Origin of the sequence: Roseobacter sinensis (genome assembly GCF_025755255.1) — a bacterium.
Classification (GTDB): domain Bacteria; phylum Pseudomonadota; class Alphaproteobacteria; order Rhodobacterales; family Rhodobacteraceae; genus Roseobacter; species Roseobacter sinensis.
In genome coordinates this window covers 190,894-203,249 of record NZ_JALIEB010000002.1, presented here as the reverse complement: position 1 = coordinate 203,249, position 12,356 = coordinate 190,894, and the positions used below count along the sequence as shown (strand labels likewise).

The window sequence follows — 12,356 nt, the reverse complement described above, 5'->3', positions numbered from 1 at the left end:
CGTGCAAGACTGTGAGGGCTAACGGCGGCCGATAATCTCGCGGATCGGGCTGGCCGCCACACCGCCGTTGACGCTGATCGAATCCGCATTGAGCACGCGCTGCACCACCGCTTCGCAATCGCCCGCCTCAAGCGGGTTGCAGCCCCAACTGCGGTTGTAGACGCGCACCTCGCCGGTCAACACGGTGCTGCCGCGCTGCTGGAATTCGCGAATGATGGTTTCATAATCGCGGCCATGTACTGTCACAGTGGCGGATGTCGGAGCGGCAAAAGCGGCGGTGGCATTGAGCGCCACGGCGGCGCAGAGGATGAGGGCGGAACGCGGATTCCATGTCATGCAGGTTCTCCTGTTTTGAGATCATCTGCATCCGATGTAGGGGACCCCGAGGCATGGTGCGCGGAATGTGTCACCCGCTCCGGGGCATGTGATGCCACGTGACCCCGTCGCCGTTATTCACGGTCAGCCGGGAAGTAGTCACGCCCGAAGCGCACGGCGGCGGCACAGTCGCCGGGACTGTCGAGTTTGCACGGGTAATACGTGTTGCGCACCCGGGCGCTGGTCGTCTCATAGGGGCCGTTCGGCCCCTCGATGATGCGGGTGCGCAGAGTGTAGGGCTCACCATCCACGACAATGGTGCGCAGTTGCGTGTCGGCGACGCTGTCCGCGCAGGCGGTGAGTGTAAGCACGGAGAGGGCTGCCAGAATGGTGCGCAGGGGTGCCATGACGAGATCGCTCGGAGTTAGTTGCTGTCGAAAAGGCTGCTCTCGCGGCCCTGGCGCACGGCAGCTTCGCAATCGCCGGGGCTGTCGATGATGCATATGAAATGCTTGCCCCGCACGCGCGCGCTGGTGGTCTCGTAGGTGCCGGTCGGGCCGTCGATCGTGCGGGTTCGGAGCGTGTATTCGCGACCATCTACGACAATTGTGCTCAGCCGTTCGTCGGCAACGGTTGCGCAGGCCCCGACAGCCAGCACAGCGAGAACGGGAAAGACGAATGAAAGACGCAGCACGGGGGACAGATCCTTCTGGACTAAGATGGCCGGCCGCGTTCTGCGCCGATGCTGTTAAGATTTGATCACGCAGCGTGAAATCAACGGGCTGCGGTGCGAAGAAGCACAGCGGGTTTCCGCGCGCTCCGGATGGTGCCGGGACCGGCGTTCTGATGGCGACCTAACCGTAATGGGCGACGGGGGTACCTGCGATGGCGGACATGTTCAGCAGCCCGCGCGCGGTGATCGAGGGCGAGACGATATGCGCGCGGTTGCCCATGCCCATCAGGATCGGGCCGACTTCGAGCCCGCCGCCCTTCATCTTGAGAATATTGCGCACGCCCGAGGCGGCATCGGCGTGGGCGAAGATCAGAACGTTGGCGGCCCCCTCCGGCATGCGGTTCCCTGGCAGGATCCGGGCGCGCAACTCGGGGTCGAGGGCGGTGTCGATGTTCATCTCGCCCTCGTAGCAGAAGTCGTGGCCGCCCGCATCGAGCAGCTTGAGGGCCGCGCGTAGCCGCCCACCGGTGCCGTCGCCGCGGTTGCCGAACTGCGACTGCGAACAGAAGGCGATGCGCGGTTCGATCCCGAAGCGGCGCACGTGGCGCGCGCAGCCAATGGCGATCTCGGCGATCTCGTTGGGGTCGGGGTGCAGGTGCACCTGCGTGTCCGCCACGAAGAGCGGCCCGTCTTCGAGGATCATCATCGACAGCGCGCCGACGGGGTGCAACTCGTTCTGGCCGAGGATCTGGGTGATATAGTTCAGGTGCCAGCTGAACTCGCCGAAGGTGCCGCAGATCAGGCTGTCGGCCTCGCCCCGGTGGACCATGACCGCGCCGATGGCGGTGGTGTTCGTGCGCATGATCGCGCGGGCGATGTCGGGCGTTCCGCCGCGCCGGGCCATAAGTTCGTGATAGGTCTCCCAGTAGTCGCGGTAGCGGGCGTCGTTTTCGGGGTTCACCAGATCGAAGTGTTCGCCGAGTTTGATCGTGAGGCCCGCGCGGGCGATCCGGGTTTCAATCACCTCGGGCCGGCCGATGATGATCGGGCGTTCGGTCGTCTCCTCCAGCATCGCTTGCGCACAGCGCAGCACGCGCTCGTCCTCGCCTTCGGCGAAAACGATGCGGCGCGGGGCCATGCGCGCGGCCTGGAACACCGGGCGCATGAGCAGGGCGGATTTGAAGACGGACCCGTCGAGTTTCTGGCGATAGGCCTCGAGGTCTTCGATGGGGCGGGTGGCGACACCGGTTTCCATGGCGGCCTGCGCGACGGAGGAGGAGACGACGCCCACGAGGCGCGGATCGAAGGGCTTCGGGATCAGGTAGTCGGCCCCGAAGGTGAGCTGTTCGCCCTGGTAGGCGGCAGCGGCTTCGGCGGAGGTGGTGGCGCGGGCCAGTTCGGCGATGCCGTCGATGCAGGCGAGTTGCATCTCGTCGTTGATCGTGGTCGCGCCGACGTCCAGGGCACCTCGGAAGATGAACGGAAAGCAGAGCACGTTGTTGACCTGATTGGGAAAATCACTGCGGCCGGTGGCGATGATTGCATCGGGGGCGACCTCGCGCGCGAGGTCGGGCAGGATTTCCGGCGTCGGGTTCGCGAGCGCGAAGATGATCGGTCGGTCTTTCATCTTGCCGACCATTTCGGGGCTGAGCACGCGGGGGCCGGAGAGGCCGAGGAACATGTCGGCCTCCGGGATCACATCGTCGAGCGTGCGCAGGTCCGAGGCCTGCGCGAATTCGGCCTTGGAGGGGTTCATGTCGACCTCGCGGCCCTCGTAGACCAGCCCGTGGATGTCGCAGAGCCAGACGTTTTCGCGTCTCACGCCGAGCTTCAGCAGCATGTTGAGGCAGGCGATGCCCGCTGCCCCGCCGCCGGTGGAGACGATCTTGATGTCTTCGAAGCGCTTTCCGGCGACGTGCAGGGCGTTCTTGGCGGCAGCCCCCACGACGATGGCTGTGCCGTGCTGGTCGTCGTGAAAGACCGGGATGTTCATGCGTTCGCGGCAGATTCGCTCGACGGTGAAGCAATCGGGCGCCTTGATGTCTTCGAGGTTGATCGCGCCGAAGGTGGGACCGAGGGCGCAGACGATATCGGCGAGCTTTTCGGGGTCGGTTTCATCCACTTCGATGTCGAAACAATCGATGCTGGCGAATTTCTTGAAGAGCACCGCCTTGCCTTCCATCACCGGTTTGGAGGCAAGCGCGCCGATGTTGCCCAAGCCCAGCACGGCCGAGCCGTTGGAGACGACGGCGACGAGGTTACCACGGGCCGTGTAGCGGGCCGCAGCGGCGGGGTCGTCCTTGATCTCAAGGCAGGCTTCTGCCACGCCAGGCGAGTAGGCGCGCGCGAGATCGCGCCCGTTGGCCAGCGGCTTGGTGGCGCGGATCTCCAGCTTTCCGGGCTTGGGGAATTCGTGGTAGTCGAGCGCGGCCTGCCGCAGGTTCGTGGTGTCACTCATGGTCTGGCTGCCTCCTGCCCCCGGGATAGTTTAGTGTTAAACCACTGAGAGAGGAGGGCCAAGGTGTTGATTTGATGAGGGGCGCTGCCCCTCACACTCCCCGGGATATTTGAGGCCAGAAGAAGCGACGGAGGCTTGCCAAATCGGGGCGGGCGACGCAGGTTGCTGGTGCGATTGTGGGGGTGAGATGGGCGAGATCCGAGCCGAAGTGCTGTTGCCGACGCAGGAGTTGCGGGACGATATTCCGTTCTTTACCAAGGTTCTGGGCATGCGGATGGACATGATCTATCCCGCCGACGACCCCTCGGTTGCGGTGTTTTCCGGCCATGGTCTGCGGCTGCGTGTAGAGAAGGGGGCGGCCGCGGCGCCCGGGGTGTTGCGGCTGCTGACCGAAGCGCCCGAGGAGGTTGCCGAAGGGCGACGCGATCTGACCGCACCCAACGGCACGCGGATCGAGGTGCGGCCTCTGCACGAGCCTTTGGTGATGCCCGAGACGGTGCACAGTTTCGTGGTGCGGCGTCTGGCAGACCAGGCGCCCTGGATCATCGGACGGGCGGGGATGCATTACCGCGATCTGATCCCGGACCGGTTGGGCGGCTCGATCATTGCCAGCCACATCCGCATCCCCGATGGCGGGCCGGTGCCCGACGTGGTGCATTACCATACGGTCGGGTTCCAGCTGATCTTTTGTTACCGGGGCTGGGTCGATCTGGTCTATGAGGATCAGGGGGAGCCTTTCCGGCTGCATGCGGGGAACTGCGTGATCCAGCCACCCGAGATCCGGCACCGGGTGCTCTATGCCTCCGACAACATCGAGGTGATCGAGATCGGCGTGCCGGCGGAGCATGTCACGACGATCGATCATGAGATGGAGCTTCCGAATGGTCCGGCGAATCCCGGTCGGGTGTTCCAGGGGCAGCGGTTCGTGCATCACAAGGCGGAGGGGGCGGTCTGGACGCCGTTTCGGGTGCCCGGGTTTCGGAGCCGTGACACCACGATTGCCGAGCACACCGGCGATGTGGCCGGGGTTCATGTCGTACGGCCTGAGGGGGCCGCGAGCCCCTGGACGCAGCACGGAAGCGACATCCTGTTCACCTTCGTGATGGAGGGCGGCATGGTGCTGGAAGGCGAAGGGCGCGCGCCGTGCCAATTGGAGGCGGGCGACGCCTTCGTGATCCCGCCGGGGATGCCGGTGCGCTATGCCAAGGCGACGCAGGATCTGGAGTTTTTGGAGGTGTCGCTGCCCGGGGTCTTCCGGACCGAGACGGTGGCGCGCTAGTCGAGATCGTGCAGCTCGCGCAGCGCCGCGATGCGCTTTTGCGCCTGCGCTTCGGTGAGGCTCGCGTCGAAGGGTTCGGATGTTGCGTCGCAGATCGCGCGCAGGCGCGCCGCGGTTTCTTCGGTCATCTGCGCATCGGCCCCGGCATCGGTGTCTAGGTCGATGGATTGCGGGCCTGCGATGATATCACCGCCGGTTTTGGGGTCCATGGTCGGTCTCCTTGACGATTGATGTAGGCGGAACGCGCGGCTAAGACTAAAGGTTCCGAAGCGGGTCAGGTGAGAGGGCGATGTCCGAGCAATTGAAAGAGGCCGCCACAGCGGTGCGCGGAAACGCCCATGCGCCCTATTCTAACTTCAAGGTTGGTGCTGCAATCCGCGGGGCATCGGGCGCGATCTACGTGGGCTGCAACGTTGAGAACGTGGCCTATCCCGAAGGGACGTGCGCGGAGGCAGGTGCCATCGCCGCGATGGTCGCAGCCGGAGAGACCACGCTGACAGAGGCCTATGTGATCGCGGGGTCGCCCATGCCGGTCACACCCTGCGGCGGTTGCCGTCAGAAGCTGGCCGAGTTCGCAAGCGGTGACGTGCGCGTGACCATGGCGACAACCGGGGGCGTCGCGCAGGTGACCACCGTGGCCGAGCTGCTGCCCGGGGTCTTCAACGCAGCCCATATGGCGCCATGAGCGAGGTCACGGCGCGCGCGGTTCTGGCCCGCTTGCGGCACGGCGAGGCGCTGGAGCCGGGGCAGCTTGCCTGGTTTGCCGCCGGGCTCGCCGACGGTACCGTGAGCGACGCGCAGGCAGGCGCCTTCGCCATGGGCATCTGCGCGCGGGGCCTGAGCGACGACGGACGGGTGGCGCTGACGCGGGCGATGCGCGACAGCGGGCGCGTTCTTCACTGGGATCTGGACGGTCCGGTGCTCGACAAGCATTCCACCGGCGGGATCGGTGATTGTGTCTCGCTGGTGCTTGCACCAGCGCTGGCGGCCTGCGGTGCATATGTGCCGATGGTCTCCGGGCGCGGGCTCGGTCACACCGGCGGGACGCTCGACAAGCTCGATGCGATCCCGGGCCTTGCAACTGCGCTGGACGAGACGCGGTTTCGTGCGGTGGTTGGACAGGCCGGCTGCGCCATTGTGGGAGCCACGGCGGATATCGCGCCTGCGGACAAGCGGCTCTATGCGGTGCGCGATGTGACCTCCACCGTGGACAGTCTGGAGCTCATCACCGCCTCGATCCTGTCGAAAAAGCTGGCAGTGGGGCTTGAGGGGCTGGTGCTGGACGTGAAGACCGGCAGCGGCGCCTTCATGAAGGATATGGAGGCGGCGCGGGCCCTGGCCCGGGCGCTGGTCGAGACGGCGAATGCCGCCGGATGCAAGACCACCGCCGTGATCAGCGACATGAACCAGCCCCTGGCGCCGAGCCTTGGCAACGCGCTTGAGGTCGCGGAGGTGATGCGGGTGCTTTGCGGCGATGCGCGTGGGCCGCTGCTCGACATCACGGCGGCCCTGGGCGGCGTGCTGCTGGCTGATGCAGGGCTTGCGGCTGATGCGCAGGCCGGCACCGATACCATCACCAGATCAGTGCAGGACGGGCGCGCGGCCGAGCGGTTCGGGCGCATGGTGGCGGCGATGGGCGGGCCGGTGCGTTTCGTCGAGACCTGGGCACGGTTTTTGCCCGAGGCGACCGTGATCCGCGAGGTCAAGGCGCTGCGATCCGGCTATGTGGGCGCCATAGACGGAGAACGCCTGGGTCTGGCCGTAGTCACGCTCGGAGGCGGGCGGGTTGTCGAGAGCGATACGGTCGACCCGGCGGTTGGGCTGGCGCAGGTGGTGCGCCTCGGCGCGCATGTCGAGGCCGGGCAGCCGCTGGCGGTGGTGCATGCGGCGCGTCCGGATGCGGCAGACCGGGCCGCCGAGGCCGTTCGCGCCGCGATCTCGATCGTCGAGGCCGATCCAGGGTCAGAGCCGGAGTTGATCAAGGAGCATGTGAGCTGATGGCGCGGGCGTTTCTTGTCGTTATGGATTCCGTAGGAATCGGCGGTGCGCCCGATGCGCTGCTCTATCACAACGGCCACGTTCCGGACGAGGGCGCCAATACCGTCGCGCATATCGCCCGCGCCTGCGCGCAGGGGCAGGCGCAGGAGGGGCGTGTCGGCCCTCTGAGGCTCCCCACCCTTGACGCGCTCGGATTGGGTCGCGCGGTGCAATTGGCCAGCGGCGAGATCGCGCTGGGGCTTGGTCAGGAGCCGTCGGGCACCTGGGGCGTGGCGACGGAAGTGTCGCGGGGCAAGGACACACCCTCGGGCCACTGGGAGCTCGCCGGCGTGCCCGTGCCCTGGGACTGGCACTATTTCCCCGACACCACACCAGCCTTTCCGCAAGACCTGTCTGCAGCGGTGGCGGAGCTGGCGGGGACCGATGGGATCCTTGGCGATTGCCATGCCTCCGGCACCGCGATCATCGAAGCCTGTGGCGCCGAGCACATGCAAAGCGGCAAGCCGATCTGCTACACGTCGGCGGATTCCGTATTCCAGATTGCGGCGCATGAGGAAAGCTTTGGCCTCGACAGGCTGCTGGAGCTTTGCCGGGCGCTTGCTCCGCGTCTGCATGAGATGAAGGTGGGCCGGGTCATTGCACGCCCCTTTGTCGGCAGCCCCGAAACCGGGTTTCAGCGGACCGCGAACCGGCGCGACTATGCCATCGCTCCGCCCCATCCGGTGCTGACCAACTGGGTTCAGGATGCCGGGCGCCGGGTCTATGGTGTGGGCAAGATCGGCGACATCTTCTCGATGCAGGGGATCGACAGGGTCCGCAAGGGGCCGGACCAGGTGCTGATGCTGCATCTGCGCAACCTGATCGATACGGCCGAGGACGGCAGTCTCACCTTCGCCAATTTCGTGGAATTCGACAGCCTCTACGGTCACCGACGTGATGTGTCGGGCTATGCACGGGCGCTTGAGTGGTTCGATGCGGAAATCGGTAAGCTCATCCCCCGGCTTTGCTCCGGCGATATCATGGTGCTGACGGCGGATCACGGCAATGACCCCACTTGGGTCGGCACCGACCACACGCGCGAGCGGGTGCCGGTGCTGATCGCCGGAACGGGACCGCGCGCGCTGGGGCACATCGGCTTTCAGGATGTTGCGGCCATCGTGGCGCGGCATCTCGGGGTGCCCGTGCCAGAGGCGTAACCCGGCGCCTGCGCGATCGCCTTGCGGCCCACTGTGCTCCGGGTCTAAACGGGAGGCAGGTTAAAAAGGGGTGTCTCATGTCCGATCACGTGACCGTCGTCGATCATCCGCTGGTTCAGCACAAGCTCACCATCATGCGCGACAAGGAGACGCCGACGGCCGTGTTCCGGCAACTTCTGCGCGAGATCAGCCAGCTGCTGGCGTATGAGGTCACGCGCGGTCTGCCGATGACGACGAAGACCATCGAGACCCCGATGCGCGCCATGGACGCACCGACGCTCGACGGCAAGAAGCTCGCGCTGATCTCGATCCTGCGGGCGGGCAACGGGCTCCTCGACGGGGTGCTGGAGCTGATCCCCTCGGCGCGCGTGGGCTTTGTGGGGCTCTATCGCGACGAAGAGACGCTGCAGCCGGTGCAGTACTATTTCAAGGTGCCCGAGGGGCTGGATGACCGGCTGGTGATTGCGGTCGATCCGATGCTGGCGACGGGAAATTCCTCTGTTGCTGCGATCGATCTTCTAAAGGATGCAGGCGCCACAAATATCCGTTTCCTGTGTCTGCTGGCAGCGCCCGAGGGCATCGCCCGGATGACGGAGGCACATCCCGATGTGCCGATCGTCACCGCCTCCATCGATGAGAAGCTGAACGACATCGGCTATATCGTCCCCGGCCTCGGCGATGCGGGCGACCGGATGTTCGGCACCAAGTAAGGCCGCGGCCCTCATCGTCCCGCTTGATCTGAGCGGGGTCTTCGTGCATCGTCCGCACTCAACCTTTTGGGGTATCAGATGACGGTCACAAGGATTTTCGCGATAGTTGCCACTGTTTCGTCGCTGGGGATCGCAGCGCAGCGGACCGCGGCACAGACAAGCGTCGTGCCCCGCGAACTGCCGCCGGCGAGCTACGCGGGCCGCCAGTATGTGGACAGCAGAGGCTGCGCGTTCATTCGTGCAGGCCTCGATGGCGCGGTGCGTTGGGTGCCGCGGGTCACACGCGATCGCAGGCTGGTCTGCGGGCTGCAACCCACCTTCGCCGCAGGCGCACCGGCGCCGCAGCAGGCGCCCGATGCGCAGGCACCGGGTGTCCTTGTGCTCAGCCCCGCCACCCTGGTGGCGCGCCCTGGCGTGCCCAATCGCAACCCCGGCGCGGGCCGCATCACCGAGCGGCGCGCCGAGCCCGGGCTGGTGGGCACGGTCGTCACGCCTGCCAACGCCGCGGCGAAGGGCGTCAGCCAGACCACGCGTGTGATGCCGCGCCATGTGTATGAACGGCGCGGCCAGACGCTCGACGTGAAGGTCCCCGAAGGCTACCGCTCGGTCTGGGAGGATGATCGGCTCAACCCGCGCCGCACCGAGCAGACGCTCGCGGGCCATGCCCGCATGAAGCGCATCTGGACTCAGACGACCCCGCGCGACCTGGTCGACTGACGGACCGCTGCGAGGCGTGCCGCATTGTCTCTGCGGTAGACGCCCTTCTTGCGGCCTGTCGACCGGACGCCAACGGCCATCAGGTTGTTTCAGAGACAGATCGAACCGCTCCAAAGCAATCCGCCTCAAGCTCGAACCACCTATCGCTACCTGATTTCAATGAACTCAACGCAAGAGGTGATACATCTTGTCTCAGGCCAAAGGCGAAACGCTCTAGCTGCCGCAGATGCTCTGAAGACGCAGCCAGTCCGCATCGCTGAGCAGCGCCTTGGGCGCCTTGCCGCGCATCGGGTCGGCTTCGATGAGCGGCAGCACCGCCTCGCCGGTGATGTCGCGGGCGTAGGCATAGGGCGTGCTGCGCAGTTGGGCCGCGGTGAACACCGGCAGCAGGCTCTCCGGATCAGGCAAGGTGCTGTCGCGCGTCAACAGATGTTCGGCGTAGCTGTCCAGCATCTCGCTGTCGAGCTCACCGGTGGTCAGAAGCTGGAAGCTGGCCCATGTGCCATTGACCGCTAGCAGGTCGCGCAGCGGGTCCTGCGCGCGCGCCAGGCTCTGTTCGACCATCGCAAACCCGGCAGCCACATCCGGCTCTTCGAAGTCCTCGACCAGAGCGCGATTCAGCAGGATCTGCCCACCGGGCAGATGCAGGCTGGTCTGCCGCATGCCGGGCAGGATGACGATGCGATCGGCCCCGAGACGCGCGCGCAGCGTGCTCAGCGCGCGTTGCCCGGCGGTGTCGCGGCAGGCCGGGCCGGTCATCCGCTCGATCCGTCGCAAGAGCGCATCCCCGATCTCGGCCCGCTTGACCTGCGGCACCACGGCGACGGTGTGATCGGTCAGCGCCTGTGGTACCCAGAAAACGCCCGCCGCCACGACCGCACCAACGGAGAGAGCCATGCCAAGCCAGCGCAAGCGTCCGGGATGCGGCCGGCTGCGTTCGACCGCGCGCCGCAGCTTCTCGATCGCGTCGATCATCTGTGCCTCGCCGTTGCCCAGTTCCAGCGTTTCCCCGGGATCGCCATCGGGGTAGTAGAGCGCAGGTCGCTTGCCGGGATTGGCGCGCTGTACCGCCGCCAGTGACCAATGGGTCAGCGCCCTGTCACGGGTGTCGGAGATCATCAGCGTCGCATCTCCGATAGAGACGATCACCTCGCGCCGCTGGTCCTCCGGCGTTGCGCGCCAAAGGCCGCTGGCTTCCAGCCGGGCGTATTTTTTCAGGGCCGTCATGGCGGATGCGACTGCTCGTTTAGGCTTTGCCGTAACCTATCATCGGTGCGGCAAGCCGGGCAACCGGCAGGTACGGTGGGCTTTCAGGCCACCGCCTCCCCGTCATTCCATCCCGCGCGCCCGCTTGCGCAGCTCAAACTTCTGGATCTTGCCTGTCGAGGTCTTGGGCAGCTCTTCGAAGATCACATGTTTCGGTGTCTTGAAACCGGCGAGCGTCTGCCGGGCGAAGGCGATCAGGGCCGCAGCATCCGGCGTGGCACCGGGTTTCAGTTCCACAAAGGCGCAGGGCACTTCGCCCCACGTCTCGTCTGGCTTTGCAACAACTGCGGCGAGCAGCACGTCGTCATGGCCCATCAGGACGCCCTCGACTTCCACCGAAGAGATGTTCTCGCCACCCGAGATGATGATGTCCTTGGCGCGGTCGGCGATCTGCATATAGCCGTCACCGTGCTGCACGGCGATGTCACCGGAGTGGAAATAGCCGCCCGCAAAGGCCTCCTGCGTGGCCCGCGGGTTCTTGTAATACCCTTTCATGACCGAATTGCCGCGGATCATGATCTCACCCTGCGCCACGCCGTCCTTGGGCACCTGTGCCATGCCGGCATCCAGCACCGCGATGTCTTCCATCATCGGGAAGGCCACGCCCTGTCGCGCCTTGATCGCCGCGCGGTCGGGGCCCTCCAGCTCGTCCCAGTCCGCGCCCCGCCACAGGCATTCCGTGACATGGCCGTAGGTCTCGGTCAGGCCGTAGACTTGGGTGACATTGAAGCCGAGCTTTTCGATCTTGGCGAGCGTGGCAGGCGCCGGCGGGGCGCCTGCGGTAAAGACTTGCACCTCGTGGGTGAAGCTGCGCCGCTCGCCCTCGGGCGCATTGACCAGCATGTTGAGCACGATGGGCGCGCCGCCCAGGTGGGTCACCCCTTCCTCCGCAATGGCGCCGAAGATCGCAGCAGCGGTGATGTCGCGGCAGCAGACAATCGTGCCGCCCACCAGCGGCATCATCCAGGTGTGGTTCCAGCCATTGCAGTGAAAAAGCGGCACGATGGTCAGATAGACAGGGTGCAGCACCATCCGCCAGCTCACCACCGTGCCCATGGTCATCAGATACGCCCCGCGGTGATGATAGACCACGCCCTTGGGCCGCCCCGTGGTGCCGGAGGTGTAGTTGAGCGCGAGGCTCTCCCACTCATCCTGCGGCAGTACCCAGTCGAAGCTGGGGTCCGCGCCCTCCAGCATCTCCTCATAGGTGTCGTGCTGGCCCGAGGCGGCATGCCCCGCGCCTGCGTCCGGCACTTCGATCAGCTTGGGCGCGGGCCCGTCCATCTGCGCACAGGCGGCTTCGGCGAGCGCCAGAAACTGGCTGTCGACGAGCGCGATCTTGGCCTCGCCGTGATCGAAGATATACGCCACCGTATCCACGTCGAGCCGCGTGTTGATCGTGTTGAGCACCGCCCCGCTGGCGGGCACGCCAAAGCTCGCTTCGACTTGCGCCGGCACGTTGGGCAGAAGCGTCGCCACCACGTCGCCGGGGGTCACGCCGCGCGCCGCCAGCGCCGAGGCGAGCCGGGTGCAGCGCGCGTGATACTGGGTGTAGGTGACGCGATGCGCGCCGTAGATCACGGCCGGGTAGTCAGCAAAGACATGCGCGGCCCGCCGCAGATGCGACAGCGGGGTCAGCGGCACGTAATTTGCGGCGCATTTTTCCAGCCCGGTTTCGTCATTCATCCAGCCCATGTCTATTGTCCTCCCGTTTGCCGTTGGCACGCCGCGCCCGGCCCGGCTA

Annotated in this window: 13 protein-coding genes; 6 read left to right on the top strand and 7 right to left on the bottom strand. The window is 66.0% G+C overall.

The features are described from left to right. Window positions 1-18: 18 nt before the first annotated feature. From MUB52_RS03880 to MUB52_RS03865, 4 genes are all read right to left on the bottom strand, one after another. Window positions 19-336, bottom strand: a complete 318-nt coding sequence (locus MUB52_RS03880; protein ID WP_263842880.1) for a hypothetical protein — start codon at window positions 334-336, stop codon at window positions 19-21. Between the two features lie 113 nt (window positions 337-449). Beyond that, window positions 450-722 (bottom strand): YgdI/YgdR family lipoprotein, encoded by a 273-nt coding sequence (locus MUB52_RS03875; protein ID WP_263842879.1) that lies wholly within the window; start codon window positions 720-722, stop codon window positions 450-452. Between the two features lie 17 nt (window positions 723-739). Further along, complete coding sequence (locus MUB52_RS03870) at window positions 740-1,009, bottom strand: hypothetical protein (RefSeq protein WP_263842878.1); 270 nt, start codon at window positions 1,007-1,009, stop codon at window positions 740-742. 160 nt (window positions 1,010-1,169) lie between these two features. Beyond that, on the bottom strand, window positions 1,170-3,446 hold the full coding sequence (locus MUB52_RS03865; protein ID WP_263842877.1) for an NADP-dependent malic enzyme: 2,277 nt from the start codon (window positions 3,444-3,446) through the stop codon (window positions 1,170-1,172). A 187-nt stretch (window positions 3,447-3,633) separates the two neighbouring features. Here MUB52_RS03865 and MUB52_RS03860 point away from each other — a divergent pair, with 187 nt between their 5' ends. Beyond that, on the top strand, window positions 3,634-4,725 hold the full coding sequence (locus tag MUB52_RS03860; RefSeq protein WP_263842876.1) for a cupin domain-containing protein: 1,092 nt from the start codon (window positions 3,634-3,636) through the stop codon (window positions 4,723-4,725). Here MUB52_RS03860 and MUB52_RS03855 read toward each other — a convergent pair. Next, window positions 4,722-4,934, bottom strand: coding sequence for a DUF3072 domain-containing protein (locus MUB52_RS03855; protein ID WP_263842875.1), 213 nt, complete (start codon window positions 4,932-4,934; stop codon window positions 4,722-4,724). The two genes, MUB52_RS03860 and MUB52_RS03855, sit on opposite strands and share 4 nt — an antisense overlap. 80 nt (window positions 4,935-5,014) lie before the next feature. Here MUB52_RS03855 and MUB52_RS03850 point away from each other — a divergent pair, with 80 nt between their 5' ends. From MUB52_RS03850 to MUB52_RS03830, 5 genes are all read left to right on the top strand, one after another. Further along, complete coding sequence (locus MUB52_RS03850) at window positions 5,015-5,410, top strand: cytidine deaminase (RefSeq protein WP_263842874.1); 396 nt, start codon at window positions 5,015-5,017, stop codon at window positions 5,408-5,410. After that, complete coding sequence (locus MUB52_RS03845) at window positions 5,407-6,723, top strand: thymidine phosphorylase (RefSeq protein WP_263842873.1); 1,317 nt, start codon at window positions 5,407-5,409, stop codon at window positions 6,721-6,723. The genes MUB52_RS03850 and MUB52_RS03845 overlap by 4 nt, the downstream gene beginning before the upstream one ends. Beyond that, window positions 6,723-7,919 (top strand): phosphopentomutase, encoded by a 1,197-nt coding sequence (locus MUB52_RS03840; RefSeq protein WP_263842872.1) that lies wholly within the window; start codon window positions 6,723-6,725, stop codon window positions 7,917-7,919. Before MUB52_RS03845 ends, MUB52_RS03840 begins: the two co-directional genes overlap by 1 nt. A 77-nt stretch (window positions 7,920-7,996) precedes the next feature. Continuing rightward, window positions 7,997-8,629, top strand: coding sequence for a uracil phosphoribosyltransferase (gene upp, locus MUB52_RS03835; protein ID WP_263842871.1), 633 nt, complete (start codon window positions 7,997-7,999; stop codon window positions 8,627-8,629). A gap of 78 nt (window positions 8,630-8,707) precedes the next feature. Beyond that, a complete protein-coding gene (locus MUB52_RS03830; protein ID WP_263842870.1) occupies window positions 8,708-9,346 on the top strand; it encodes a hypothetical protein in 639 nt (212 codons plus the stop codon). 213 nt (window positions 9,347-9,559) lie between these two features. Here the strand turns inward: MUB52_RS03830 and MUB52_RS03825 are convergent, their stop codons facing one another. Both MUB52_RS03825 and MUB52_RS03820 read right to left on the bottom strand, forming a co-directional pair. Further along, entirely contained in the window at window positions 9,560-10,573 is a 1,014-nt protein-coding gene (locus MUB52_RS03825; protein ID WP_263842869.1) for a hypothetical protein, read from the bottom strand. A 102-nt stretch (window positions 10,574-10,675) separates the two neighbouring features. Then, a complete protein-coding gene (locus tag MUB52_RS03820) occupies window positions 10,676-12,307 on the bottom strand; it encodes an AMP-binding protein (protein WP_263842868.1) in 1,632 nt (543 codons plus the stop codon). Between the last annotated feature and the right edge of the window lie 49 nt (window positions 12,308-12,356).